22 protein-coding genes, 1 tRNA gene and 1 riboswitch are annotated in these 25,007 nt (G+C 40.1%); all 23 genes read right to left on the reverse strand.

The features are described from left to right. Nucleotides 1–309: 309 nt before the first annotated feature. Nucleotides 310–389 (reverse strand) — tRNA-Leu (locus E7276_RS13375). A gap of 182 nt (nucleotides 390–571) precedes the next feature. After that, nucleotides 572–1,054: a peptide-methionine (S)-S-oxide reductase MsrA gene (msrA, locus tag E7276_RS13380; protein WP_294218582.1), complete on the reverse strand. Its 483-nt coding sequence runs from the start codon at nucleotides 1,052–1,054 to the stop codon at nucleotides 572–574. A 294-nt stretch (nucleotides 1,055–1,348) separates the two neighbouring features. Then, the gene (gene atpC, locus E7276_RS13385; protein WP_294218584.1) at nucleotides 1,349–1,759 is read right to left on the reverse strand and encodes an ATP synthase F1 subunit epsilon; all 411 of its coding nucleotides are present in this window, start codon (nucleotides 1,757–1,759) and stop codon (nucleotides 1,349–1,351) included. 3 nt (nucleotides 1,760–1,762) lie between these two features. Continuing rightward, entirely contained in the window at nucleotides 1,763–3,163 is a 1,401-nt protein-coding gene (gene atpD, locus E7276_RS13390) for a F0F1 ATP synthase subunit beta (RefSeq protein ID WP_294218586.1), read from the reverse strand. A gap of 2 nt (nucleotides 3,164–3,165) precedes the next feature. After that, the gene (gene atpG / locus E7276_RS13395) at nucleotides 3,166–4,185 is read right to left on the reverse strand and encodes an ATP synthase F1 subunit gamma (RefSeq protein ID WP_294218588.1); all 1,020 of its coding nucleotides are present in this window, start codon (nucleotides 4,183–4,185) and stop codon (nucleotides 3,166–3,168) included. Between the two features lie 3 nt (nucleotides 4,186–4,188). Beyond that, on the reverse strand, nucleotides 4,189–6,204 hold the full coding sequence (gene atpA / locus E7276_RS13400) for a F0F1 ATP synthase subunit alpha (RefSeq protein WP_294218590.1): 2,016 nt from the start codon (nucleotides 6,202–6,204) through the stop codon (nucleotides 4,189–4,191). Between the two features lie 2 nt (nucleotides 6,205–6,206). Further along, nucleotides 6,207–6,689 carry a F0F1 ATP synthase subunit B gene (gene atpF, locus E7276_RS13405; RefSeq protein ID WP_294218592.1) on the reverse strand — a complete coding sequence of 161 codons (483 nt, stop codon included), beginning with the start codon at nucleotides 6,687–6,689 and terminating at the stop codon, nucleotides 6,207–6,209. A 39-nt stretch (nucleotides 6,690–6,728) separates the two neighbouring features. Beyond that, complete coding sequence (gene atpE, locus E7276_RS13410) at nucleotides 6,729–6,950, reverse strand: ATP synthase F0 subunit C (protein WP_015548814.1); 222 nt, start codon at nucleotides 6,948–6,950, stop codon at nucleotides 6,729–6,731. A 199-nt stretch (nucleotides 6,951–7,149) separates the two neighbouring features. Continuing rightward, complete coding sequence (locus E7276_RS13415; RefSeq protein ID WP_294218601.1) at nucleotides 7,150–7,836, reverse strand: F0F1 ATP synthase subunit A; 687 nt, start codon at nucleotides 7,834–7,836, stop codon at nucleotides 7,150–7,152. A gap of 215 nt (nucleotides 7,837–8,051) precedes the next feature. Continuing rightward, nucleotides 8,052–9,332 (reverse strand): amidohydrolase family protein, encoded by a 1,281-nt coding sequence (locus E7276_RS13420; RefSeq protein WP_294218603.1) that lies wholly within the window; start codon nucleotides 9,330–9,332, stop codon nucleotides 8,052–8,054. Between the two features lie 93 nt (nucleotides 9,333–9,425). After that, nucleotides 9,426–9,692 (reverse strand): kinase to dihydroxyacetone kinase, encoded by a 267-nt coding sequence (locus E7276_RS13425; RefSeq protein ID WP_294218605.1) that lies wholly within the window; start codon nucleotides 9,690–9,692, stop codon nucleotides 9,426–9,428. Between the two features lie 289 nt (nucleotides 9,693–9,981). After that, the gene (pyk, locus tag E7276_RS13430; protein WP_294218607.1) at nucleotides 9,982–11,397 is read right to left on the reverse strand and encodes a pyruvate kinase; all 1,416 of its coding nucleotides are present in this window, start codon (nucleotides 11,395–11,397) and stop codon (nucleotides 9,982–9,984) included. A gap of 180 nt (nucleotides 11,398–11,577) precedes the next feature. Next, nucleotides 11,578–12,213: an ECF transporter S component gene (locus E7276_RS13435; RefSeq protein WP_294218609.1), complete on the reverse strand. Its 636-nt coding sequence runs from the start codon at nucleotides 12,211–12,213 to the stop codon at nucleotides 11,578–11,580. A gap of 113 nt (nucleotides 12,214–12,326) precedes the next feature. Further along, nucleotides 12,327–12,460, reverse strand: a riboswitch (FMN riboswitch). Between the two features lie 68 nt (nucleotides 12,461–12,528). After that, entirely contained in the window at nucleotides 12,529–12,696 is a 168-nt protein-coding gene (locus E7276_RS13440; protein ID WP_294218611.1) for a hypothetical protein, read from the reverse strand. A 500-nt stretch (nucleotides 12,697–13,196) separates the two neighbouring features. Then, the gene (locus tag E7276_RS13445) at nucleotides 13,197–14,426 is read right to left on the reverse strand and encodes an ABC transporter permease subunit (protein ID WP_294218614.1); all 1,230 of its coding nucleotides are present in this window, start codon (nucleotides 14,424–14,426) and stop codon (nucleotides 13,197–13,199) included. Nucleotides 14,427–14,444: 18 nt separating this feature from the next. Next, entirely contained in the window at nucleotides 14,445–15,617 is a 1,173-nt protein-coding gene (mmsB, locus tag E7276_RS13450) for a multiple monosaccharide ABC transporter permease (RefSeq protein WP_294218616.1), read from the reverse strand. Between the two features lie 14 nt (nucleotides 15,618–15,631). After that, the gene (gene mmsA / locus E7276_RS13455) at nucleotides 15,632–17,137 is read right to left on the reverse strand and encodes a multiple monosaccharide ABC transporter ATP-binding protein (protein ID WP_442960452.1); all 1,506 of its coding nucleotides are present in this window, start codon (nucleotides 17,135–17,137) and stop codon (nucleotides 15,632–15,634) included. Nucleotides 17,138–17,363: 226 nt separating this feature from the next. Continuing rightward, on the reverse strand, nucleotides 17,364–18,500 hold the full coding sequence (locus E7276_RS13460; RefSeq protein ID WP_294218621.1) for a substrate-binding domain-containing protein: 1,137 nt from the start codon (nucleotides 18,498–18,500) through the stop codon (nucleotides 17,364–17,366). Between the two features lie 172 nt (nucleotides 18,501–18,672). After that, nucleotides 18,673–19,704, reverse strand: a complete 1,032-nt coding sequence (locus E7276_RS13465) for a sugar ABC transporter substrate-binding protein (RefSeq protein ID WP_294218623.1) — start codon at nucleotides 19,702–19,704, stop codon at nucleotides 18,673–18,675. A gap of 17 nt (nucleotides 19,705–19,721) precedes the next feature. Then, nucleotides 19,722–21,311 carry a response regulator gene (locus E7276_RS13470; RefSeq protein WP_294218626.1) on the reverse strand — a complete coding sequence of 530 codons (1,590 nt, stop codon included), beginning with the start codon at nucleotides 21,309–21,311 and terminating at the stop codon, nucleotides 19,722–19,724. A 17-nt stretch (nucleotides 21,312–21,328) separates the two neighbouring features. Next, nucleotides 21,329–22,804, reverse strand: a complete 1,476-nt coding sequence (locus tag E7276_RS13475) for a sensor histidine kinase (protein ID WP_294218629.1) — start codon at nucleotides 22,802–22,804, stop codon at nucleotides 21,329–21,331. Nucleotides 22,805–22,854: 50 nt separating this feature from the next. Continuing rightward, nucleotides 22,855–23,889, reverse strand: coding sequence for a sugar ABC transporter substrate-binding protein (locus E7276_RS13480; RefSeq protein ID WP_294218632.1), 1,035 nt, complete (start codon nucleotides 23,887–23,889; stop codon nucleotides 22,855–22,857). A gap of 46 nt (nucleotides 23,890–23,935) precedes the next feature. Further along, the coding region (locus E7276_RS13485) for a hypothetical protein (RefSeq protein WP_294218635.1) at nucleotides 23,936–25,007 on the reverse strand (1,072 nt) is incomplete at its 5' end.

Genomic DNA, 25,007 nt, shown 5'->3' on the forward strand with positions numbered 1-25,007 from the left:
TTTTTTCTTTACCACTGCGGTTGCCTGTTTTCCTACTTTGCAGTGGTAATTCATTTTTTCTTTACCACTGCGGTTGCCTATTTTCCTACTTTGCAGTGGTAATTCATTTTTTCTTTACCACTACGGTTGCCTGTTTTCTTGTTTCGCAGTGGTAAAACCATATTTTTATTTAGTAATAAACGATGTCAGAAAAAAATATTCTCCTGTCTGTAAAAAAAGAAAATACTAATACAAAAAATTATATAAAAAAAGATAAAAAGGGAATTATCTATCGAAACGATAGAAGTGAAATAATTGAAATAACCAAAATGCGGGTGACAGGACTTGAACCTGCACGGTCGCCCACTAGAACCTAAATCTAGCGCGTCTGCCAATTCCGCCACACCCGCATAAAAAATCTGAAGAATTGCCATTGAAGATTGCTTCGCAAAAAGGCAATTCTGGCAATAGCTTTCTTTCCTATGAAAGAAAACTATTGCGTTTGTCGGCTCATCGACTTATCCAATATATCATATACACCGCCTGTATGCAAGGATAATCGATACCGTTTTTTACATTTTATAAAAGAAATTTACTTAACTCGACCGCTTTCTTTCATTTCCTTTTCAAAGGCCTCCGGGTTCTTCAGATAATAGTCCTGGTGCTCCTCTTCTGCCTTGTAAAAAAACTTAAATGGCTCCAATGCAATCTGCGCTTTTTTACCTGACTGAGCTTCCAATTCAGCTATCTTTGCTTTGGCAATAGAAAGCTCTTCTTCACTCTGATAATAGATAGCTAATGTGTAGGAGAATCCCTTGTCAATAAACTGGCCTTCTCCATCAAATGGATCAACATTAGCTAAATAGATGTCCACAAGCATGTCATAACCAACATTAGCTGGATCATAGTCCAATTCAATAGTTTCACGGTGGCCAGTCTTCTGGGCCTTAACATCCTCATATGTAGGATTTACTTCATCACCACCAGAGTAACCACACACAACGCTATCCACACCATATACTTTATAAATAGGTGTCACACACCAAAAACATCCACCTGCAAAATAAGCTTTCATTTCAAGTCCTCCATCTGTAAATACTCAAGGGAGATTATACATGAGAATAAAAAAAACATCTAGCCCGTACCACTCAAGTTTCCACACCCTTATAAACATAAAAAAAACATCTAGTAGCCAACTAACTCTTAGTATTACTCCACGAGACGTATGACTCGAGTAATCACACCTCTGAGCAACAAAAAAAAGAACATCTAGTAGCTAACTAGCTCTTAGTATTACTCTACGAGACGTTTTAGTCGAGTAGAGTGATACTAAGGCTTGTTAGCGTAACTAGATGTTCCTCTAATACCTCTATTTAGGTGTGGCACCCTTGAGTCGAGCCATTGCGCGGGCCATATTAGCAGTAGAAATCTGGTACTCAATCATTGATTGCTTCTGCTGTAGCTGCTCTTGGGCACGCTCTAGGGCTTCCTGAGCACGGAATGTATCGATGTCCTCTGGACGCTCGCAAGAATATGCAATCATCTTAACAGATCCGTCCTTGTAAACGGAAATGAGTCCATCTGATACAACGGCTCTGCGCCAATTTCCATCGCCTGTTTTAAATCGTATTTCACCGACAGAAACTACGCCAGTCATCATCTCGTGATGATTCATGATAGCAGCTTCGCCATCAGGACTAGGAATAATGATTATTTCGCAGTCCCCATCATAAAATACGCCATCGCAAGCGATTATTTTAAGATTAAATAATGATGCCATATGCTACTCCTTTACAAGTTCTGCAGCCTTTTTCTTGACATCCTCTATTGTACCAACATTGAAGAATGCTGCTTCAGGATAATCATCCATCTCACCATTAAGGATTGCCTTGAATCCTCTAACAGTGTCTTTTACAGATACGAACTGTCCCTTAACGCCTGTGAAGTTCTCAGCAACTGAGAATGGCTGTGAAAGGAAACGCTGTACCTTACGTGCACGATATACTGTAAGTTTATCCTCGTCAGAAAGCTCTTCCATACCAAGGATTGCGATAATATCCTGTAACTCCTTGTACTTCTGCAAAATTTCCTGAACGCCACGAGCTACATTGTAGTGCTCCTCGCCAAGTACGTCTGGCTCAAGAATACGTGATGTAGACTCAAGTGGATCAACAGCTGGATAAATACCCATCTCAACGATCTTACGAGAAAGAACTGTTGTAGCATCCAAGTGTGAGAATGTTGTAGCAGGAGCTGGGTCAGTTAAATCATCAGCAGGAACGTAAACGGCCTGAACTGATGTGATAGAACCGTTCTTTGTAGAAGCGATTCTCTCCTGAAGCTCACCTAAGTCATTAGCAAGTGTAGGCTGGTAACCTACGGCTGATGGCATACGACCAAGGAGGGCTGAAACCTCTGAGCCTGCCTGTACGAAACGGAAAATATTATCAATGAACAAAAGCACATCCTGATGCTTAACATCACGGAAATACTCAGCCATTGTAAGTCCTGTCTCAGCAACTCGCATACGAGCTCCTGGTGGCTCGTTCATCTGACCGAACACTAAGGCTGTCTTGTCAAGAACTCCTGACTCGCCCATCTCTGTCCAAAGGTCATTACCTTCACGAGAACGCTCTCCTACACCAGTAAAGATTGAGTAACCACCACTCTCTGTAGCGATATTGTGGATAAGCTCCTGAATAAGAACTGTCTTACCTACACCGGCACCACCGAAAAGTCCGACCTTACCACCCTTAGCATAAGGAGCAAGTAAGTCGATAACCTTGATACCTGTCTCAAGCATCTCAACAACTGGGCTTTGATCTTCGAATGTAGGTGGCTCTCTATGGATGCACCAATGCTCTCCATTATCAAGCTTTTCACCGTTATCAAGTGTGTCACCTAATACATTGAAAAGTCTACCAAGTGTCTGCTCGCCAACTGGTACTGATATACCGCTGCCTGTAGCAGTAACTTCCATATCTCTACATAGTCCCTCAGAAGGTGCAAGCATGATACATCTAACCACGCCTAAACCAATGTGCTGAGAGACCTCCATTACTCTTTTTTCATCCCCTACCATAACGTATAGGGCATCTCTAATGGCAGGTAGGTCATTATCTTTAAATTCTACATCGACAACAGGTCCTGAAACCTGGACGATTTTTCCTTTTAACTCTGACATGTTTAACCTCTCTTACCTTTTAGCTTTTTCTTTTTTAGTGCCTTAGCACCACCGATTACCTCAGTGATTTCCTGTGTAATCTGTGCCTGACGCACTCTATTGTATTCAATAGATAACTCTCGAAGAATAGCTTCTGCATTATCTGTTGCAGACTGCATGGCCATCATTCTGGCATTTTCCTCACTGGCTGAACACTCTACCAATGCTCCATAAATGAAAGCTGTAAAGTGATTGTGAACCAAGTGCTCCAAAACTGATGAAAGTGATGGATAGAATGGATACCAAGAATCGCCGCCTTCTTTGAAAGCTTCAAGCTCGTAGCTATTGATTGAGTGAACGTGCTTTGTACCTTCCTTCATCTCAGTAGCTACCTTACTGGTTCCCTCTGTATCTGATTCAACCTGTTGAACCTGCTCCTTGATAAACTTGTGAGTTTTAAGAGGAAGCAAACGCTCTACACAGGTCTCCTCTGTAACGGAGTTGAGCATCTTTGTATAGATAATATCGATTCTATCAAGCTCTTCTCTGTTATATAAATCGATAAGATACTCGGAAATAACACGAGCTCTATGCATTGAAGGATTGTTTGAAGAAAATCTAAAATTCTCGTCTACATTGTATCCGTTGTTTAGGAAGAAGGCTCTTCCTGTTTCACCAACAACAAATAGCTTGTATTCTTCCTTTGACATACCGCCAATTCGCTGAAGGGCAAATTTGATGGCATTGTGGTTGTAAGCACCAGCCATTCCTTTGTCACCTGTAAATACAACGAATCCACGTCTCTTAATTGTCTCCTGATCATCCTCCACACGGTTATCAAAGTAAATGTGGCGAATGTTAGGCATTCTAACAAGATTTTCTGCAATTCCTTTTTGAGTTCCCTCAAAGAATGGCAATGTTTCTTCCAGCTTTGATTTAGCTTTACGAAGCTTCATGGAAGACATCATGTACATGGCTCTGGTAATCTTCATTGTATCCTGAATACTATTTATTCTATTTAGGATTTCCTTTGTACTTGCCATGGTTTACTCCTGATTCTTTTTGAACTCCTGTGCTGCATCAACGATTGAAGTCTTAATATCTTCTGTCAAATCCTTTGAAGCCTCCAGCTGACTAATAATAGCGCTGTGCTCTGCCTTGAAATATTCAAGCATATCAGCTCTGAACTTCTTAAGCTTTGAAATCTCAACATCACTGAAAATATGAGCATTGGCTGCAACAAGAATTATTACCTGCTCTGCCATTGAGAATGGTCTACTAAGTGGCTGCTTTAATAATTCCATAAGGGCACGACCATGAGCTAACTGCATCTTTGTTGCATCATCAAGGTCTGATGAGAACTGTGTAAAGACTTCCATTTCACGATACTGTGCCAAGTCAATACGAATTGATCCTGCAGCTTTTTTCATAGCCTTTGTCTGTGCGGCACCACCAACACGGGATACAGAAAGACCTACGTTTACGGCTGGTCTCTGACCTGCGTTGAAAAGCTCTGACTCAAGGAAAATCTGACCATCAGTAATAGAAATAACATTTGTAGGAATGTAAGCTGAAAGGTCACCTGCCTGAGTCTCAATAATTGGAAGTGCTGTGATTGAACCGCCGCCTGCTTCGGCTGTGATTCTTGCAGAACGCTCCAATAATCTTGAGTGCAAATAGAAAACATCACCAGGGTATGCTTCACGTCCAGGTGAACGCTCAAGCAAAAGTGAAATTGCTCTATAAGCAACTGCATGTTTTGACAAATCATCATAAACGATAAGCACGTCTTTGCCTGAATACATGAAGTACTCAGCAAGTGCTGTACCAGAATATGGTGCGATATACTGAAGTGGTGCTGGATCAGATGCTGTAGCACTGACAATAATTGTATAATCCATTGCACCATTTTCTCTTAATGTGTTAACAAGTTTGGCAATAGTAGATGCCTTCTGACCGATTGCAACGTATACACAGATAACATCCTTACCCTTCTGGTTGATGATTGTATCTGTTGCAATAGAAGTCTTACCAGTCTGTCTATCACCGATAATAAGTTCACGCTGTCCTCTACCAATTGGGAACATAGAGTCAATTGAAAGAATACCGGTCTCCATAGGCTGACTAACTGACTGTCTGTCTACGATACTAGGAGCTGGGCACTCAACTGGTCTAAAGCCGTCAGCTTTAATTTCTCCGTTTCCATCAAGTGGAGAACCAAGAGCGTCAACAATACGTCCAAGGAATCCGTTACCTACTGGAAGACCTGCCATCTTACCAGTACGAACAACCTTTGAACCTTCTCTGATTTCTGTGTCACGGCCAAATAAGATAACGCCGATTTCGTCACGACGTACATCCTGTACCATACCCTTGACACCACAATCAAAGATAACGATTTCGCCGTAGAATGCATGGTCAATACCATCAACATTGGCAATACCGTCACCTACCCAACTAACGATTCCAACTTCCTTTTCCTGAGCCTGAAGGTTGAAATCCTCAACGTTAGTTTTGAGAATTGAGAGAATGCTCTCATCAACAGCTGAAACACCAACTGCCTGATTAATTTTGGTAGCGAACTGCTCAATACGTCCCTGCTCGCTCCAATCATATTCCTTTGTGCCCACTGAAAGAATGAAACCACTCTTTAATGAAGCATCCTGCACTAAGTCAATAGCAATGTCATCATTGCCACATTCCTTAGCTAAAAATCTCTTAATACCTGCTAACTGCTCATCTGAAGGCGCAGTAACATAGCGAAGCTTTGCTGTTTCAACTTTTTCGCCTACGGTCTTAAGTGATTCAATATATGCAGTTCTAATATCATTAAATAATTCAAAATCACCGTTATCACATAATAGCTTGAAGAAATTACGGACATCATGTGGGAAAATGCTGTCAATTACAAGGTGCTTTTTAGCAATTGCAACTGTAGGATCAGCTAATTCCTCACCAATTGCAGGTACAGCCTCTAGTATAGAAGCGGCAGACTGCAAATGTGCCTCGGCATTTTCAATGCTATGTAGGTCACGGGCATAATTTAAAGATTTCTCTGTCACTTTTATTCACCTGCTTTACCTAAGAATTCATCAAACAGTCTGCTATCAACATCAGCTCCTGTCTTGCTACCAACAACCTTTGTAGTTGCTTCAACTACGATATCTGCAATTTCCTTCTTTGCACTGGCAATAATCTGCTCTTTCTCATGGTTTGCCTCTGCAACAGCTGCATCATGGATGCTCTTTGCATCGTCCTTAGCATCAGCTACAATCTTCTGATACTGACCATCAGCGCTCTTTCTTGCCTCTGCAATAATCTGCTTCTTCTCTGACTCAGCCTCTGCAACCTTCTTCTCATACTGAGCAGCAAGGTCATTAGCTTCGTTTTCCTTATCTGTAGCTCTAGCGTATACCTCGTTTGCTTCTTCCTGGCGCTTTGCAATGATGTTTGCAATTGGTTTGAAGAAGAAAATTCTAAATGCTACAACAAGGATAAGAAGATTGACTACTGTCCACAGAATACTCCAAAATGAAATGTTAATCATATCTTATACCTATCCTTTAATCTAATTATCAAACGCATATTATAATACGAACATAATCATAAGAGCGATAACGAAACCGTAAATAGCTGTTGCCTCTGCAAGGGCACAACCTAAAATAAGGTTCTTCTGAATCTTTGACTCTGCCTCTGGCTGACGTGCGATACCCTCGCAAGCCTTACCTGTAGCGATACCGATACCGATACCTGCACCAAGACCTGTAACTACTGCAATACCTGCTCCAACTGCAATTAAAGTGTTCATAAATTTTTCCTCCTAAGTCCGCTGAGTCATAATCTACATCCGCTTGTTACGGTCTCAAGCCTAAGATATTTCCTCCGTCGACTAACACGTCTCCTGCGGAAACACTTAGAGCTTGATACCTACAAGCTCTTCTGTAGGTATAGTACTCAGCTCATCTCAATAATTAAAAACCTAAAAATATTTTCTCACATTTATTACGTTATTCTATCGCTTCCTTTATATATAAAGAAGTTAAGAATACGAATACGTAAGCCTGTAGTAATCCATCGAATAAATCAAAATATAGTGAAAATACGGCTGGAATTACTGGTGGAACTACGATTTTTAAAAGTTCCATGATTACGAATGCACCTAGTACATTACCAAAAAGACGCATGCACAATGATAATGGTCTTGTGAATACATCAAGAATGTTGAATGGTGTAACGATTGGTACTGGCTCAACAAATTTGTGAAGCCATTTTCTAACACCTAGATGATAAACACCTGCTGCCTCAACGAGAATGATACTCATGAGGGCTAATGCTGCAGTGACGTTAACATCTTTTGTTGGTGATTTGAAACCAAATAAACCAATAATGTTAGATAAACCAATATACAAAAGAACGGTAACAAGATAACCTGTGTAGGCCTTACCTTCTTCGCCCAATGTGGCTCCAACAATGGCATTTAGTTTTTCGTAAATAAGCTCGGCGAATGCCTGCCTTTTACTGATGTTTTGTGTCTTTAATCCTCTAGTCAAAAATATAGCTAAGAGAATTAGCACAGCCATTACAATCCACGTAACAACGACAGATTCCATCACAGGAATATCGAGTCCTCCAATGTGGAGCGTGAAGACCTCCTCGCAATTTAGCTCTTCTACAAGCTTTTCCGCTAAAGTCAAGAAAACACCTCCTATTCTTTTTTGCTCATGAAAAATATTTTATACTTTTCGCACAAAAATATAAGATACAAATTGAATAATATGTATAAAGAAATGATTTGACAAACTCCGCCACATATTATCAATCCGTATGTTCTCACCATAAACCTAAAAAAGTGTCCAGTCAATGCTGGACACTTTTATTTAACAGTTTTTTCAATTCTTTTTAACTTAATCTAACTATATACTTTTTTGCCTCTAACAAATTTATCTTTGATGATGGCATCAGCATCGTTATAGCACATTCTCTCGATACGTTCACGTATTGACATATCGCGCATTGAGTACATTTTGCTGTCGTCGATTACAACGGCGTCAAACTCGTATCCTTCTTTGAATGAGCCAACCTTGCCAAAGTATTTTCCACCGCCAACTGTGGCCATGTAGAATACTTCTTCGAATGTAAGTGGCTTTACATTCGAATCCACTAATCGATAGTACATTTTGGAAGCCTGAAGTGTAATCAGCATGGTCTTTAACATATTCATAGAAGATCCAGCTGCCACGTCAGTTCCAAGACCAACATTTATACCAGCATCAAGGAATTTCTTGATAGGGGCAATTCCTGAGGTAAGGTTCATATTTGAATCAGCACAATGTGCTATATACGCACCATGCTTTTTAAGAATGGCCATCTCACGCTCGTCAGAGTGAACGCAGTGAGCCATGATTGTAGGACGCTCTGGAGTACCCATAGTGTCAAACATCTCATAGGCATTGGCATAGCAAGTAGACTCTGGAACAAGTTCATTTACCCAAGCAATTTCAGAAAGATTCTCTGAAAGATGAGACTGAATTCTAAGGTCTCTCTCTGCCGACAAGCGGCCTAGTTCCTTCATAAGCTCGTCTGAGCAGCTAGGGATAAATCTAGGAGTCAAAATTGGCATAGTGTTTTTGTATTTGCCCTGGATAGCATTGAGCCACTGTAATGTAGCTTCTATAGAAGCTTTGGCGTCCTTTTCCTGCAAGTGCTCGCCACCGTTTCTATCCATATTGACTTTGCCAACGTAGGTGATAACACCTGTATCCTCAAGCAAATCCATCAATTTGATTGTTGCTTCATTATGTAGAGTGCCAAACACTACCGCTCTAGTTGTAAAGCAGCGGCGCAAATCCTCTGCAAAATACTCGTATGCTTTCAAGGCATAATCTAAATCTGCGTATTTGGCCTCCTCTGGGAATGTGTAGGTGTTGAGCCATTCTAGCAGCTCTTCATCCATACCGATTCCTCTAAAGGTGTACTGTGGTGCATGAACATGCAAATCTGTCATGCCTGGGATAATCAGGCGCTCGCCATAATCATAGAGCTGTAAGCTCTTGTATTCGTCTGGGAGCTCAGTAAACGCACCCTTGCAAATGCCATCGACGCAAACTAGGTAGCCTCGATAATAAGTAACTATGCTGTTTTCAGATTCAGAAAAGGCTATGCCGCCTCGTAGTACAAAACTATTGTTCATATAATTCCTTTCGGGAAGACGCAGCCATGCAAATCGCCTTCGGCGATTTGCATGGCTGCGTCGTGGGAGACTTTTTCTTCCAGAAAAAGCCTCCTATCCCTGTAGTCCTCTAGCTTGTCTGTCCATATCTTCAACTACGATATCGTAGATTTCACCGAGTGAACGGCAATACTCTAATATCTTCCATGGCTCGTTTGTGTGATAGTGGATTTTGATAAGCTCTTCATCTCCTACTGCAAGAAGTGAATCACCCACAAAATGCTCGATGATATAGTCATTAATTGCATCCTCATCAAGATTCTCACCTTCAATGAGAAGCTGTGTATCATATCTAAATTCAATTGTCTGTTCTGGTAACATAATAATCCTCCATATTTTTGATATTAGGCATAACTAACACTGCCCACATCAGATACTTTAACATAATTAGGGAAAAAACGCGAGACTAAACGTACGAAAGAGACGCCAGCGGAGCGTCTCTTTCAAAAGGGAGAATAATGTTATGAAAAAATTGTATCTCTCTCGAGATGAGTTTATATTAACTAATTTTCTTGTTCAAGTGGTGTAAAAATTGTGAATTGTCTGTGAATTATCATAATTTTCTATCAACTTAAACGTTTAGTTAATATCTTTCAAACATTATTATATATTACGAAATAGTCTCAACCTTGATTGTATTTGTATTTCCTACTGATCCGTCGATTGGGCCACCTGTAAGAACTACCATATCGCCCTTCTGTAAATCAAGCATCTGCTGTACACGATTTACTGCGTGGTAGAACATAACGTCAAGTGACTTGAACTTGTCAACGAGAACTGGTGTAACACCCCAGCTAAGCGCAAGTCTTCTCCAAACCTTTTTGTCTGTTGTCATAGCGATAACATCTACTGGGCAACGGAAACGGCTAACACGCTTTGCTGTGTATCCTGACATTGTACAAGCAACGATAGCCTTTGCGTTAACATCAATAGCCATAGAACATGTAGAGTGGCAAACAGCATCTGGAGTAGAAGTGATTCCAATATCTTCCTTATGGAAACGTCCTTCGTAGTTGATATCGTTCTCTGTTGTCTCAGCGATTTCTGCCATTGTTGCAACAGCCTGAACTGGGAATTTACCCTGAGCAGACTCACCTGAAAGCATGATAGCTGAAGTACCATCATAAACAGCGTTAGCTACGTCAGAAATCTCAGCACGTGTAGGACGTGGATTTGTAATCATAGATTCAAGCATCTCTGTAGCAGTAACAACACTCTTTCCAAGTGCTCTAGCTGTAGAGATAAGCTCCTTCTGAACTGCTGGAAGCTTAACGAAAGGAATCTCAACACCAAGGTCACCACGAGCAACCATGATACCATTAGCAACCTCAAGGATTTCCTTAACGTTGTCTACACCTGGCTGGTTCTCGATTTTAGCGATAACAACGATGTCCTTTCCACCGTTCTCATCAAGGAATGTTCTAAGCTCAACCATATCCTGCTTTGTTGAAACGAAAGAAGCAGCGATGAAATCAACATCATTTTCGATACCGAAAAGGATATCCTTTTTGTCCTGTTCTGAAAGGTAAGGACCTGACATAACCTTGTTAGGGAATGACATTGACTTTTTGTTGCTCATAGTACCGCCTGCAGTACACTTTGTAATAACATCGTGACCCTTGATCTCTGTAACCTCAAAGAAAACGATACCATTGCAAACTGAAAGAGTATCACCAACAGAAAGGTCCTTGTGAAGGTTCTTGTGAGTAACAGATACTCTAGTCTGATCTCCTTCTACGTCGTCAGTTGTGAAGGTAAATGTATCTCCTTCTTTAACTGTAACTGAACCATCCTTGAATGTCTTAATACGATATTCTGGACCCTTTGTATCAAGAAGAATAGCAATTGGAAGGTTAAGCTTCTTGCGAACCTTTTTAACCAAATCCATTTTCATGCCCTGTTCTTCATGGTCGCCATGTGAAAAATTCATTCTGGCAACATTCATACCAGCCTTTGCCATAGCAGTAAGAGTCTCCTCGTTCATGCTGGCTGGACCAATTGTGCAAATAATCTTTGTTTTTCTCATTTCTAACTCCTCTATATCAATTAATAATAATTAACTAAAAAACAAAATCCTTCCTATGATAACACCAAATGCCTTTTGCGTAAACCATAGTTGTGTTCATTATAACAGAAAAATTAAATCTTGTATAACATAACAAACTAGGCTAGCCAAAACGAGGCTAGCCTAGTAATAAATTCTAATTTAATTATTTCCTTTGATAAGAGGTCTAAGTGGCTGATAAATAAAGATTGTAATTACGGCTGAAAGCAATCCCTTTACAAATGTGAATGGTACGTTGAACATTAGTAAGCACTTTGCAATTGAATCAAGCTTTGCAAATGGTGCAAGGGCCTGATATGCTGCGATAATAGCTTCCTTTGGCATAAAGTTGTAGTAAACAGGATACACAATGAAAAGGTTTGATGGGAAGCTTACTGCTGCCATAAGCAATGCTCCAACAAATGCTCCGATAATTGCACGCTTCTTTGTCTTTTTTCTATAATAGATAAGACCAGCTGGAAGGACAAAGGCAACTCCCAAAATGAAATTTGATAATTCTCCTACACCACCTGTCTGTGTCATGAATAGGTGTAAAAGATTTTTAATCAAACAAACTACCACGCCATACACTGGACCAAGTGCAAATGATGCTATTAAAGCTGGAAGCTCTGATAAATCTAGTTTGATGAAATTTGGCATAAGAGGCACTGCTGTGTCTAAAAACATAAGAACAAATGCAATTGCCGAAAGCATTGCTGTCACTGTCATGTTTCTTACGTTTACTCTCTTGCCTGAATTTGTCTGCATTCTTACTCCTGTCATTTCTGTTGAATCCATTATTGATTCCTCCCTTGAAATTATATTAATAGATTTAGGAAGTCTTCAATTTTTAATATAAAAAAGGCCCTGTTAAAACCAGGGCCTAAATACACAAAATAAATAAACATCAAGTTTATCTTCTCTCATCCAGACTATACTGTCGGTACTGGAATCACACCAGTTCAGTCCCAAAGGACTCGCGGACTATACCGCCGGTCAGGAATTGAAAACTAAAAAGCTTTCGCACCTTGCCCTGAAGATTTCCTATTGATTGAATCATACTACATTGTGCGCAATTAATCAATACATTTTCGCATTTTTTAATATAAACTTTTATACAACATTTTTCTTCATGCTCATGTCAGAAAAATAAGTATTTCTTTCCGACTCTATCTTTTCCTCTCTGTCATGGAACAAACTATATGTTTTCTTTTTACCCCAGCAGCCTGTAAGTTTAAGAGCTACAAGAAATACAATGGTTAGACCAAATAGTCCTGCCATAGTAGCCCAGTGTTCTTTCTATATCAAAAAAAGTTCTCCTACGGCTCTCAAACAAAAAATCGAATTATAGCCGTAGTCGATTCGAAAAAAATGTTGCCAGTGTGTATTATCTAGGAGAATTTTGCCTAATTCTACCAATAATACTAGGCACCATGCTCAATGTGTGGCTTTTTTATTTGCTGTGATTCAGCAATCAGCCTAAATTAACCAGAATTGTTACGGCCTACAACAAAATTTTCCATATAAGCCGTAGGATTTTTTATTTAGTTCAAAAGTTATGCCACACTGCACATTTTTGGGCCCTTTTATGCCTCGTAATCAAATATATGTATATTATAATTTGCCAACTGTATTACATCTCCCCCTAACAAACTACTATTCTAACTATCTTCATAGAAAAACGTCATTCCTCACTTTAGATTGACTACACAAAAAGGGGCCCGCGTCCCCTCGCGAACCCCAAATAAGAGAATTAAATGAAGAAAATAAACAGTTTTAGGTTACTTTGTACCTTTCTTCTTGTTGTTAAGGATTTCGAAAACAACAGCTCCAAGAAGAACTGCGCCCTTTACAACCTTTTGCCAGTTGGCATCAATGTTCATAAGGAACATTCCGATGTTGATAACACCGATGAGGGTTGCACCTACGATCATTCCGAATACTGTACCAGAACCACCGTATGCACTAACGCCACCAACTACGCAGGCTGAAATAGCATCCATCTCGTAGTTTGTACCAGCTGTTGTGTTAGCAGCTGTGTAACGAGCCATTGTAAAGAATGCAGAGAATACTGTAAGCACTGCCATGTTGAGATATGCAATGAACATAATTCTCTTTGTATCAATACCTGAAAGACGAGTAGCTTCTGAGTTGCCACCGATTGTGTAGAAGTAACGTCCTACGTCTGTCTTAGAAGTAATGAAGTTGTAGATAAGAACGATTGCTCCAACCCAGATAAGTGCATAAGGGACACCACCTGCAAGTGAGTACTTGTAGCCAAATAACATTATTACGAAGCATACAAGAACTAACTTTGTGATTGTAGCTGCTTTGCTCTGTACCTCATACCCCTTCTTGATTCTCATTTTGCGCTCTCTGAGAGTCAAAAGGATGAAAATAACGCAAGCGATTAATGCGATAACAATACTTGTCATGTTGTACTGGATGCCGTTGATTCTAGGGCCGCCAAAGAAGTCGTTGAGCTTTCCTGAGAAGAGCTGGCAGAATTCTGCTGGCAAGTTACTGATACTAGAACCATTACCATACTTTGAATTAGAGATTAAGGCTACACCAAGACCTCTAAGAGCAAGGAAACCAGCAAGTGTTGCAATCCATGGTGGAATGTTTACGTATGCAATAATGAAGCCAAGTAAGCTACCGTAAATTGCACCAACAACGATCATTACGAGAATACCTACAACAGTTGCAAGAACTGGAGATACGCCTCCATTCATCATAGCAACCATTATCTGAGCGCCGATAACACCGACGAAACAAACAAATGAACCACATGAAAGATCAATGTTTCCACCTGTTAACATACACATCAACATACCAGTTGCAAGAACATATACGTATGCATTTTGTGTAACTAAAGCATTGAACTGACTTGGCTGAAGCATTTTACCTTCTAAAAAGCCGCCTGTTGAAATCTGAAAGAAAAGAACAACTAGGACCAGTACAATGAGCATTGTGTTATTTTTTACTACGTTTAAAATTTTGTCTTTCACTTTTTTGCTCCTCCCTTCCTACTTCTTTTCTCTCTTAGACACAACGTCAAAGATTACCGCTACTAAAAGGACAAGACCTTTAACTACACTTTGATAGTTTACGTTAACACCCATCATTACCATACCTTGGTTGATAACACCCATCAAAAGAGCACCAACGATTGCTCCGAAAACTGAACCAGTTCCACCGTATGCAGAAGCACCACCGATAAAGCAAGCACCAATGGCATCCATTTCGAATAACTGTCCGTAAGTAGGTTGAGCATTTGTATAACGAGCAATTGTAAGTACACTGGCAACTGCTGTTAAGAATCCCATGTTCGCATATGCGAAGAAGTAAACCTTCTTTGTGTTGATACCAGAAAGCTGTGTAGCCTTCTCATTACCACCTACTGCGTAGAGGTAACGACCCATTGTAGTTTTTGTTGTGAAGTAGTGATAAGCAAGAACTACGATAATGATCCAAATAAGTGCTGTAGGGAATCCCTTGTAACCAGCCAACTTATATGTAAGGAAAAGGATAACTGCTGAAATAATAACTAATTTAGCTAAAAATCCTGCTGTGCTAGCTGTCTCATAGCCTTTACTCTTTGCTGAAATTCTTGAACGGAACTCATTAACAATAAATAAAACAACAGCTACAAGTCCAATGAAAATACATGTAAGGTTAGTGCCTTCAACCTTGAAGAAATCAGGAATGTAACAATCAGCACCACCACCGAACACCTTAAGGTATGTATCACTTGCTACGGCTACTGCCTGACCATTAAGTACTACATTTGAGAGACCTCTAAATGCGTACATACCAGCAAGTGTTGCAATGAAAGGTGGAACCTTTATATATGCTACCCAAAAGGCCTGCCAAACACCGATGGCTACACCAATGAGAAGCATGATGATTACTGTAAGCCACATGTTAACGCCCTTGCTCATAAGAAGTGCGCCAACGCAGCCTATGAAGCAGACAACTGAACCAACAGAAAGATCGATGTTACCACCTGTTAAAATACACATTAACATACCTGTTGCAAGAACGAATACGTATGCATTCTGTGAAAGCAGGTTGTTGATGTTCTGCGGTCTAAGAAGATTGCCGTCTGTTCCTATTGTGAAGATTCCGATGATTATCACGAGAGCGATTACCATGGAATACTTTTTAACTATCTGTCCTATACTAAATGATGAACCCATGTTTTCTCTCCCTTCTATGACTTCAAAATGCAAGACATAATGCTTTCCTGAGAAGCCTCAGCTCCTGCCATTTCGCCAACCATCTTGCCTTCATTCATAACATAAATTCTATCTGACATACCAAGTACCTCTGGAAGCTCAGAAGAAATCATAATAACTGATTTTCCTGCTGCAACAAGGTCATTGATAATACAGTAAATCTCGTACTTAGCACCAACATCAATTCCTCGAGTTGGCTCATCAAGAATAAGTACATCAGGATCTGCAAACATCCATTTAGCAAGAAGAACCTTCTGCTGGTTACCACCTGAAAGGTTGCCAACGTTCTGGTCAACTGAAGGACACTTTGTTTTAAGCTTCATTCTGTACTCTTCTGCTACCTGATATTCTTTGTCCTTGTCGATAACTCTTTTGTTGCAAAGCTCAGAAAGATTTGCAAGAGTTGTATTAACTCGAATAGGGTTTGTAAGAACAAGCCCGTTACCCTTTCTATCTTCAGTAACGTATGCAATTTTGTGCTTGATTGCATCCTTGATGTTCTTAAGCTTTACTTCCTGGCCATTAAGATATAGCTCGCCGGAAATATTTGTGCCGTATGCCTTACCAAATACACTCATAGCAAGCTCTGTACGACCAGCACCCATAAGACCTGCAATACCAACTACCTCGCCCTTACGAACGTTCATTGATACATTGTCTACCACCTTGCGCTCCTCGAACTGTGGATGGTAAACTGTCCAGTCCTTGATTTCCATAGCAACATCACCGATTTTTACATCATGACGCTTTGGGAAACGGTCTGTCATCTCACGACCAACCATGCCCTTGATAATTCTATCTTCAGAAATATCATCCTTAGTTTTATCAAGTGTTTCAATTGTAGAACCATCACGGATAACTGTGATTTTGTCTGCTACATAAGATACTTCATTTAACTTATGAGAAATGATAATAGATGTCATTCCCTGCTTTTTAAATTCAAGAAGTAAATCAAGAAGTGCCTTTGAATCAGTCTCATTAAGAGAAGATGTAGGCTCATCAAGAATTAAAAGCTTTGCCTGCTTTGCAAGAGCCTTTGCAATTTCTACAAGCTGCTGTTTACCAACACCTATATCTTTTATAAGAACACGGCTGCTTTCAGAAAGTCCAACCATTCTAAGATATTTGTCCGCCTCAGCGTATGTCTTATTCCAATCGATTGCAGATTTCTTTCCCTGCTCATTTCCAAGAAACATGTTCTCACCGATTGACATAAAAGGAACCAGGGCCAATTCCTGATGGATAATAACGATTCCCTTTTCCTCTGAGTCCTTAATCTTCTGGAACTTACAAACTTCACCTTTGTATACAATGTCGCCTGTATAAGTGCCATATGGATAAATACCACTTAAAACATTCATCAATGTAGATTTACCAGCACCATTCTCGCCTACGAGAGCATGAATTTCACCTTCCTCTACCACAAGATTAACGTTATCAAGGGCTTTAACTCCTGGGAACTCTTTTGTGATGTTTTTCATCTCAAGTATTGTATTTCCCACTTGATATACCTCCCTTTTTTAATACATTAGGATAAAAATTTATCCTCTTCAAATCATTCTCTTTAAAATAGGGCAGGTAGCCCTGCCCTATGTGTTTTTTATTACTTTCTCCTAGATAAAACGGGAAGAACCGCCTATTGTATGCCTCGCTTCGCTCAGCGGAGGCGGTTCGTGGCAGTAGTTTTTTACTGCCTGCAGTAAAAAACTACTGCAGTTGGTCCTCTGTATAGTATCCAGAATCGATAAGGAGTTCCTTGTAGTTGTTTGCATCAGCGAACTCTGGTGTGCAAAGGTATGAAGGAATGATTCCTGTACCGTTGTCATATGTTTCCTCATCGTTAACATCAACTTTTTCGTTGTTGAGGATCTGGCCTACCATAGTAACAACCTGCTCAGCAAGCTTACGTGTATCCTTGAATACTGACATAGACTGCTTTCCAGCGATCATGTTCTTTGTATTCTCAATATCACAATCCTGACCTGTTACGATTGGATAGTCACCTGTGTAGTTAGCTGCAAGTGAGTTCTCAACACCAAGTGCTGTAGAGTCATTTGAGCAGAGGCAGATGTCAAGGTTTGTTCCATCTGAGTAGTAGTTAGAAAGGATAGAATCCATACGTGACTGAGCCTTCTCTGTAGCCCATGAAGCTGTAGCAACATCTTCGAAATCTACCTGACCAGACTTAACTTCGATGATACCAGCATCGATGTAGTCCTGAAGAATGCTCATAGCACCGTTGTAGAAGAAACCAGCATTGTTGTCACCTGGGTCACCAGCTGTAATTTCCATTGTGTATGTCTTAGATGTATCATTTACATCAAGACCAAGTGTATCAACAATATACTGTCCCTGAACAACACCTACCTGGAAGTTATCAAATGTTGCATAGTAAGAAACAGCATCTGAGTTCATAATAAGACGGTCATAAGCGATAACTGGAATGTTATTCTCTTTAGCCTTGTCCATTACAGTACCAAGTGATGATGACTCGATAGCTGCGATAACGAGAACGTCACATCCATCATTGATCATTGTCTCAATCTGGTTAACCTGAGTATCTGTCTGGTTTGATGCATACTGAAGCTCAACCTCGTAACCAGCTGCCTCTAACTTCTCCTGCATGTTAGCGCCATCCTGGTTCCATCTCTGAAGGTCCTTAGTAGGCATTGAAACGCCAACCTTCTTACCTGTAGAAGCTGCTGCATCACTTGACTCTGTAGTCTGAGCTGCATCCCCGCCGCTAGCTCCGCCATCAGTTGTCTCTGTGCTAGTACCACAGCCAACAAACATTGAAGCTGCCATAGCACCTGTCAAAAGTAAACTTAATAATTTCTTTTTCATCTTCGTGAAAACCTCCCTTTCATTAGGTGTTTTTTGTATCTGTAAAGAAGATACCATTAAGTGTTCTAAAAATGGTTGTCACTTTCTTCACATTTTTGTCGAAAACGATTGCGATAAAAAAATAGAGCTAGCACATTTTTGTGCTAGCCCAAATTCATTTAACAATTTTTTGCTATTCAGTTACGTTCATATATACATCCTCGTGGCTGTGGAAGCCGCCTTCGATGATGATTTCATCGATATTATCCTTATTAACTGCAATAGGCTCTACAGCCACATAAGGGATTTCTGAGGTGCCATCATCAATGGTATCGCTTACTTCAATATCCTCTCCCTGCGCTAACTTTACTGAAAGTCTAGCAGCCTGCTCTGCCAAATTTCCAACTGGCTTATAAACAGTCATCAGCTGTGTGCCCTCAACAATGTGCTGGCATGCTGGCAAATCTGCATCCTGGCCAACCACCGGAATATCACCAGCTAATTGATTAACTGCCAATGCTCTGATTACCGATGTTGCCACATCATCATTTCCGCACATTATGGCATCAACCTGATTTATCAAATCCGTATTTTCGTATATGTAAGAACCGCCAAGCTCAGCCTTCCAGCCATCACAATGGTACTCATCTAATATTTCGATATTGTTTTCTTCCATGACTGCTTTAAAGCCGTCTGTAACCATCGGTACATTGTTGTCAGTAAGTGGCCCTGTAATCATGACAACACTTTTTGCTCCGCTGTTTGCTATTGCCTCACCAAGCATTTTACCTACCATTTCATTATCGAATGATATGTACAAATCCGCATCTACTCCACGGATTAATCTGTCGTAGCAAACAACTGGAATGTTTTTTTCTTTGGCCTTGGCAAGAACAGTTGTAAGGGCATCTCCATCAATTGGAATTATTACCAGGCAATCAACATTTTTGTCGATGCAATATTGAATCTGCTCGATTTGCTTATCAACGTCCCCATTGGCATTTTGAACATTTACAGTGGCTCCAAGATTAGATGCTGTATCCATAAAAACATCTCTATCCTTTTGCCATCTTTCAATTACAAAGGAATCAAAACAAATTCCTATTTCCAACTCACTATTGTCACTTTTTGCAGTCGCCTGATTGTTAAGCGACATATCCCCACAGCCTGCCAACATTACCATGGCAGAAAGCATTCCCGCAATGCTTTTAAAAAACCTCTTCATTATATCCTCCCAATACTCTATCCCCTAGCATAATCTGTCGGTGTTTTACCTGTATATTTTTTGAAATTTCGCGAGAAGTAATTCGGATCTGAGTATCCAACCTCTAGGGAAATCTCTTTCATTGATTTGTTAGTAGTTTTAAGAAGCTTCTTCGCCGCCTCTATACGAAGCTTCGTTAAATAATCAATGAAGTTTTCTCCTGTTTCCTCCTTGAACATTTTTGAAAAATAATAGGAACTTATATTAACTATTCGGGATACATCATCCAATGTGAGCTCCTTCATGTAGTTATTATCAATGTATTGCTTCGCCTTGTTTATGGCGCTCATTGTCTGTTCAACCTGTCTGTTGGATACCCAGAAGGCAGCGTCCTTCATTTTTTCCAAGAACCAGATTTTGACCTCACCTAGGTTTGCAAAGCTGGTAAGCTGCGACAAATAATTCTGTCGGCTTTTAAATTCGTATTTACGATTTGTATTTTCATAGGCTAAATGCTCTGCCCACAATACAAATTCCAAGCATTTCAGCCTGATACTGTCGGTATCATTTGAGTAGTTTTCTTCCATCCACTCAAAGAATGACACTGCTATTGATGCCACCTCATTGGTATTTCCAAGGACTATCTCATCAAATAGCCTTTTTTCCATGTCCATTGGATAGTTCTCTTCATAACGGACCTGCACAGGCATGTCATCCACATGAGCCACATGGCTGGTGGTAGCAACCAAAATGTATTTGGCCTCCTCATAGGACTCTGCCATTTTATCTAGAGGCTTTACAGAACCAAAGCCTACTCTAAAGTTCATATCAAATCTGTCTGAGAGCTTTCTGCAAAGGGCTCTTGCATTTTCCACTATGGCATTTCTCTCGTTATAGGAAAGTGTATCCCCCTCGCAAGGTATAAGAATTGGGATTTTGTTGGACATTACTGCCCCCATAATTCCCTTGATGTAATCCTCTGTTACTGTGTGTATTTCTCTGTAGGATTTCTGGGCTGCAATAGAAACCGCAACAGCACTGGTCATGTAGTTTCCAACCTGCTCCCTACCAAAAACCATGCAGGCCATATAGCCATATTCAGACTCGATTCCAAGCAGAGTCTTATAATTATCTATATCCTCTTTGAAATATTCCTTGAAAAGCAGATCCTGAATCAAACCATTTTCGATGATTGGCACAACAGTTTCTAGCTTTTCTCTAACACGCAAATCATTACGTCTTTTGGTTCGCTCCCCATCGATTTGGCTCATGGCCTTTTTGATGACAGCCACTATTCCATCCTTGCTAACTGGTTTGTTTAGATAGTCTAGAACCCCCAGAGAAATAGCTTCCTTGGCATAGTCAAATTTGTCATAGGCTGTCATTACTACAAACACAACATGACTATTGCTTTTTCTGATTTCTCGCATTGCATCAATACCGTTAATGCCAGGCATTTGAATATCCATAAAAGCAATATCCGGCTGAAATTCCTCCGCAAGCTCGATTACCTGCCTACCTGTTTTTGCGGTTCTAATTTCGCAGGTGCTTCCAAATTCTTTTTCGATAATGAATTTTAGCGAGTCGAGAACTATTCCCTCATCGTCCGCCAACATTATTTTGTACATTACTTCTTCCCTTACTCCTATGTCCTAGATAAATAAAGAATTGTCTCTGTTCCCTTGTTTTTACCCTCGGAAATAATATCTAAGACATCATCTCTTTCATAAAAAATATTTAATCGTTCTATGCAGTTATCGAGACCTACACCATTAGAATCTGTTTTGGAAGGATTGCCCTCGTAGCTTCCCTCTAAAATCTTTTCAATGGTCTCAGCCTCCATACCAATACCATTGTCCTTGATACTAACGCATACAAAGTCCTCTAACGCATATACGGATATTTTAATTTTCTTTGCCCAATCCACATTTCTGACACCATAATTGATACAGTTTTCTACGATTGGCTGAAGAATCATTCTTGGAATTTTAACATCCAACAAATCTTCATCTATTTCCTTGGAGAATAATATTTCTCCAGAAAAACGCACATTGATAATATAAAGATAAATATCTACCAGCTCAATTTCTTCTCGTAGGGTAACAATATCTTTATTTTTCTTGATATTGTACCTAAAGAAATCAGCCACACGCTGCATGTAATTGCCGGTCTGGTCTGCTCCCTCCATCATTGCCAGCTGGGCTCCAGCATTTAATGTATTGAACAAGAAATGTGGATTAATCTGAGCCTGCAAATATTTAAGCTCCGCATCCTTAATATGATTTTCCATAATGAGCTCATTTTCTTTTAGACGGCGCTCAACCTCCATGGACTCAGTGAGCTTGCCGATGTACTCACGTATAGAAACAATCATTTTATTGAATGCTTTAGTAACGACTCCCACCTCGTCATTGCTTCGAATAGGAAGAATGGCAACATCAAAATCTCCCTGCGAAACTCTATTGGCAGTGTTTGATAGCTTGATAAGTGGATTTGTGATTGTGGATGCAATCAATACAACGAAGGACAGATTGGCAATTCCAATAATAACTAAGGTCATCATATTCAACTCTTCTAGAGTTTTAAGAGCTGACATCATGGCTGCAAAGGACTGGGAATTGTTTGCAAACTGCATTGTATTTAGCCTGTCGATTGTGTCCGAAATATACCCCTTTAGCCTAGTTGCTTCATCATAATTTTTTCTGTATTTTTCTACATTACCACCACGCTTACTTTCTATAGCATCTCCAGTATATTCAAGATATTGCAGCGACATTTTTTTGATGTTTCGTTCCATAACTCTGGCGCTGTCATTATCCTTGTTAACCTCTAGCTGATTAATGAGATTGTTGTAATCCTGCTCATCAATATAGTATTGCTCAAGTGCATCACTGGTTTTGGTGTCCAAATATCCAGCTGTGGAAATCTGAACTCTGTCAAGACAATCGGTCAGTTCGTTCAGCAGATTGTTGCTGGTAAATACATCATCCAAGGACCCAAGCATCCTAGATGTACCAGTGTATAGCATCATATTTACTACAAAAAGTAAAATGGTAGGCATACAGAAAGCTAAAATCATTTTCTTTCTAAGAGAAATATTGATTTTCTCAATTCTTGCCATACATCTATTCCCCCAATAAAACGTCTGTAACGATAATAGCATTATAATTGCTATTTTTCTACGATATAGTCATTAACATTTGACGCATCAATTATCTGCGATTCAACGTTAATATAGTCTGATACATAGCCTGTATCTCGGTATTCTATAAAAGCATCTACGGCGGCTTTGCCCATGCTTTCTGCATCTATGTTGACAGTACTATTTATTACACCGTGGTAAATACCTGTCAGAATTGTAGGTGTCGTATAGTTTCCGTAGAGATTAATCTGACCTACCTTGTTGTAGTCAATCATTGACTGATAAAAGCCTGTGGTAGTTTCCTCATCCAAGCAAACTACGTATTGAGGCACTTCATTTTCCATGAATAAATCCTGAATGTATTCTTCTGTGGCAAATGAATTTGTATCCTCGATTACACGAATATCATACTCAATGTTGGCGCCTGGCATGGCACTAGAAATGGCCTCCTGCAAATTATTTACAAGCCCTGAATTCATGTAGGCGTTTGCAGTGTTGTCACCGATTATCATTATTTTTGCTTTTTCTGAAAGGTCCGGAACAATGGCTGAAGCGTAAAGATTGGCGATAGTGTAGCTGTTAACTCCTATGTAGCTTACACGATTTTCTGGCTCCACGTCTGTTTCAAGAGTAATTACGCTTACTCCTTCTTTTTTAGCTTTTGCCAGTTGCTCTGTAGAAATCTGGCTATTATCCCCCTCGAGAAATACAGCGTCAGCACCAGCTGCAATAGCCATTTCAAACAGCTGACTCTGAGAATAATCAACGTCCACCGACTGAGATATCATATCCACGTATACGCCATTTTCCTGACCATATTCTCTGGCAGTATTGTAAACCTGCTGCCAAAAATCCGACTCATCATCTGATGAAATCATAATTACGTAAGAATCGTATTGATTGTACTGAGCCTCCTTTAAAAGGGAAGCTGCCTCCTCCATTCTATTTTTGTAGAGGACAACACTGACAATGGTCGCTATAAACATAAAAGCAACAGCAACACCTGCAGAAATTGCAAGTGCGCTGTTGCCTTTTATTTTTGATTTGCCCCAAAACTTTTTCATAATAATTAAACCCACCTAAATATCACTGGATTTAATTATAAATAAATTATGAGGTAAAGTCTACATGCTGAACGCCGCCAGCATGGCCATCTTTTTCATGTAAAAACAGTCCGGATTTTCTAACTATGCCAGTGGTATTTCCATCATCGTCATGATGATTCATATTAGTATCAATCCTGCCAAGGAAAATTGCTCCTACGTCTGATTCCTTGAGGCCGTATAGCTCTCTTTCACCATTTTCATTGACAGTCATGATTCTAAGCTTCTGGAAAATACTATCATTCTCATCAATCCAGCCGTTGCCATCCTCGTCTAGTTCAGCTAGCTCTCTAAATCCATCGCCAGTTCTGGCCCCAAACAGCTCTAGTCCATCGTTGATTACCCCATCTTCATTCCTATCTAATGCCAAAAATCCTGAGCCTGGTGCCACATTATGAATTTCATCCTCTTGACCATCCGCATCCAAATCAAAGAAGAAGGTCTGATTTGCAATTGAGGTTGGACAATCGTCCAAATTGATTACAAGTGGGTCTATAGCCCGAAGCCTTGTATGTGTAAATTCAGTTTTTTCCATAAAGGAATCTGACATAGCAAAGCTGTAATCAAAGCTTAGCTTCCTACCGTCAGCAGTTATTGCTGTTCCAGTGGATGAGAATTCTACACTGGAGTTTTCCCAATAGCTAATTGAAAAGGTGTCTTTTTGTACAAATAATGACTCCATTCCCGTGTAGCTGCCTGAGTCCATGGCTGCAGTAGCATCATTAGAGGTTGTGCCCATAGCCTCTTCGAACATGTCTTGAAAGTCGCAGTTTTCGCCCCAGAGTCCACCCATTACAAGCATCCTAAAAAGATACTCCATGGCACGCATCCTTATAGTGCGATTTGAGGCAGCATTGATCAGTGGATTGGTATTGGACACCTCCTTAACATTCCCCTCAGGTGATTTGGCATAGCTCAATGAAGACATAAAATCCTCATCTCCTCCTAATACCTTTACACCTTCCACATTGAATACGGGCGTTTGTTCTGTCTGAACAGACAGCTTGATTCCACTAGCGATGCTAGATTTTGAGGTCATGGAAACCTCAGAGTTTTGAATTACCATGTTCCTTTCCTCC

Origin of the sequence: Pseudobutyrivibrio sp. (assembly GCF_015057185.1) — a bacterium.
In the GTDB taxonomy this organism is placed as follows: domain Bacteria; phylum Bacillota; class Clostridia; order Lachnospirales; family Lachnospiraceae; genus Pseudobutyrivibrio.

Coding starts and splice junctions, on each gene's coding strand:
- pyk (WP_294218607.1), bottom strand. CDS start 11,397: ATGAGAAAAACAAAGATTATTTGCACAATTGGTCCAGCCAGCATGAAC.
- E7276_RS13470 (WP_294218626.1), bottom strand. CDS start 21,311: ATGTACAAAATAATGTTGGCGGACGATGAGGGAATAGTTCTCGACTCG.
- E7276_RS13420 (WP_294218603.1), bottom strand. CDS start 9,332: ATGAACAATAGTTTTGTACTACGAGGCGGCATAGCCTTTTCTGAATCT.
- E7276_RS13480 (WP_294218632.1), bottom strand. CDS start 23,889: ATGAAAAAGTTTTGGGGCAAATCAAAAATAAAAGGCAACAGCGCACTT.
- atpF (WP_294218592.1), bottom strand. CDS start 6,689: ATGATTAACATTTCATTTTGGAGTATTCTGTGGACAGTAGTCAATCTT.
- E7276_RS13425 (WP_294218605.1), bottom strand. CDS start 9,692: ATGTTACCAGAACAGACAATTGAATTTAGATATGATACACAGCTTCTC.
- E7276_RS13440 (WP_294218611.1), bottom strand. CDS start 12,696: ATGGCAGGACTATTTGGTCTAACCATTGTATTTCTTGTAGCTCTTAAA.
- mmsB (WP_294218616.1), bottom strand. CDS start 15,617: ATGGGTTCATCATTTAGTATAGGACAGATAGTTAAAAAGTATTCCATG.
- atpC (WP_294218584.1), bottom strand. CDS start 1,759: ATGGCATCATTATTTAATCTTAAAATAATCGCTTGCGATGGCGTATTT.
- E7276_RS13465 (WP_294218623.1), bottom strand. CDS start 19,704: ATGAAGAGGTTTTTTAAAAGCATTGCGGGAATGCTTTCTGCCATGGTA.
- msrA (WP_294218582.1), bottom strand. CDS start 1,054: ATGAAAGCTTATTTTGCAGGTGGATGTTTTTGGTGTGTGACACCTATT.
- mmsA (WP_442960452.1), bottom strand. CDS start 17,137: ATGAAAAACATCACAAAAGAGTTCCCAGGAGTTAAAGCCCTTGATAAC.
- E7276_RS13460 (WP_294218621.1), bottom strand. CDS start 18,500: ATGAAAAAGAAATTATTAAGTTTACTTTTGACAGGTGCTATGGCAGCT.
- atpD (WP_294218586.1), bottom strand. CDS start 3,163: ATGTCAGAGTTAAAAGGAAAAATCGTCCAGGTTTCAGGACCTGTTGTC.
- atpE (WP_015548814.1), bottom strand. CDS start 6,950: ATGAACACTTTAATTGCAGTTGGAGCAGGTATTGCAGTAGTTACAGGT.
- E7276_RS13475 (WP_294218629.1), bottom strand. CDS start 22,804: ATGGCAAGAATTGAGAAAATCAATATTTCTCTTAGAAAGAAAATGATT.
- atpG (WP_294218588.1), bottom strand. CDS start 4,185: ATGGCAAGTACAAAGGAAATCCTAAATAGAATAAATAGTATTCAGGAT.
- E7276_RS13435 (WP_294218609.1), bottom strand. CDS start 12,213: ATGGATTCAACAGAAATGACAGGAGTAAGAATGCAGACAAATTCAGGC.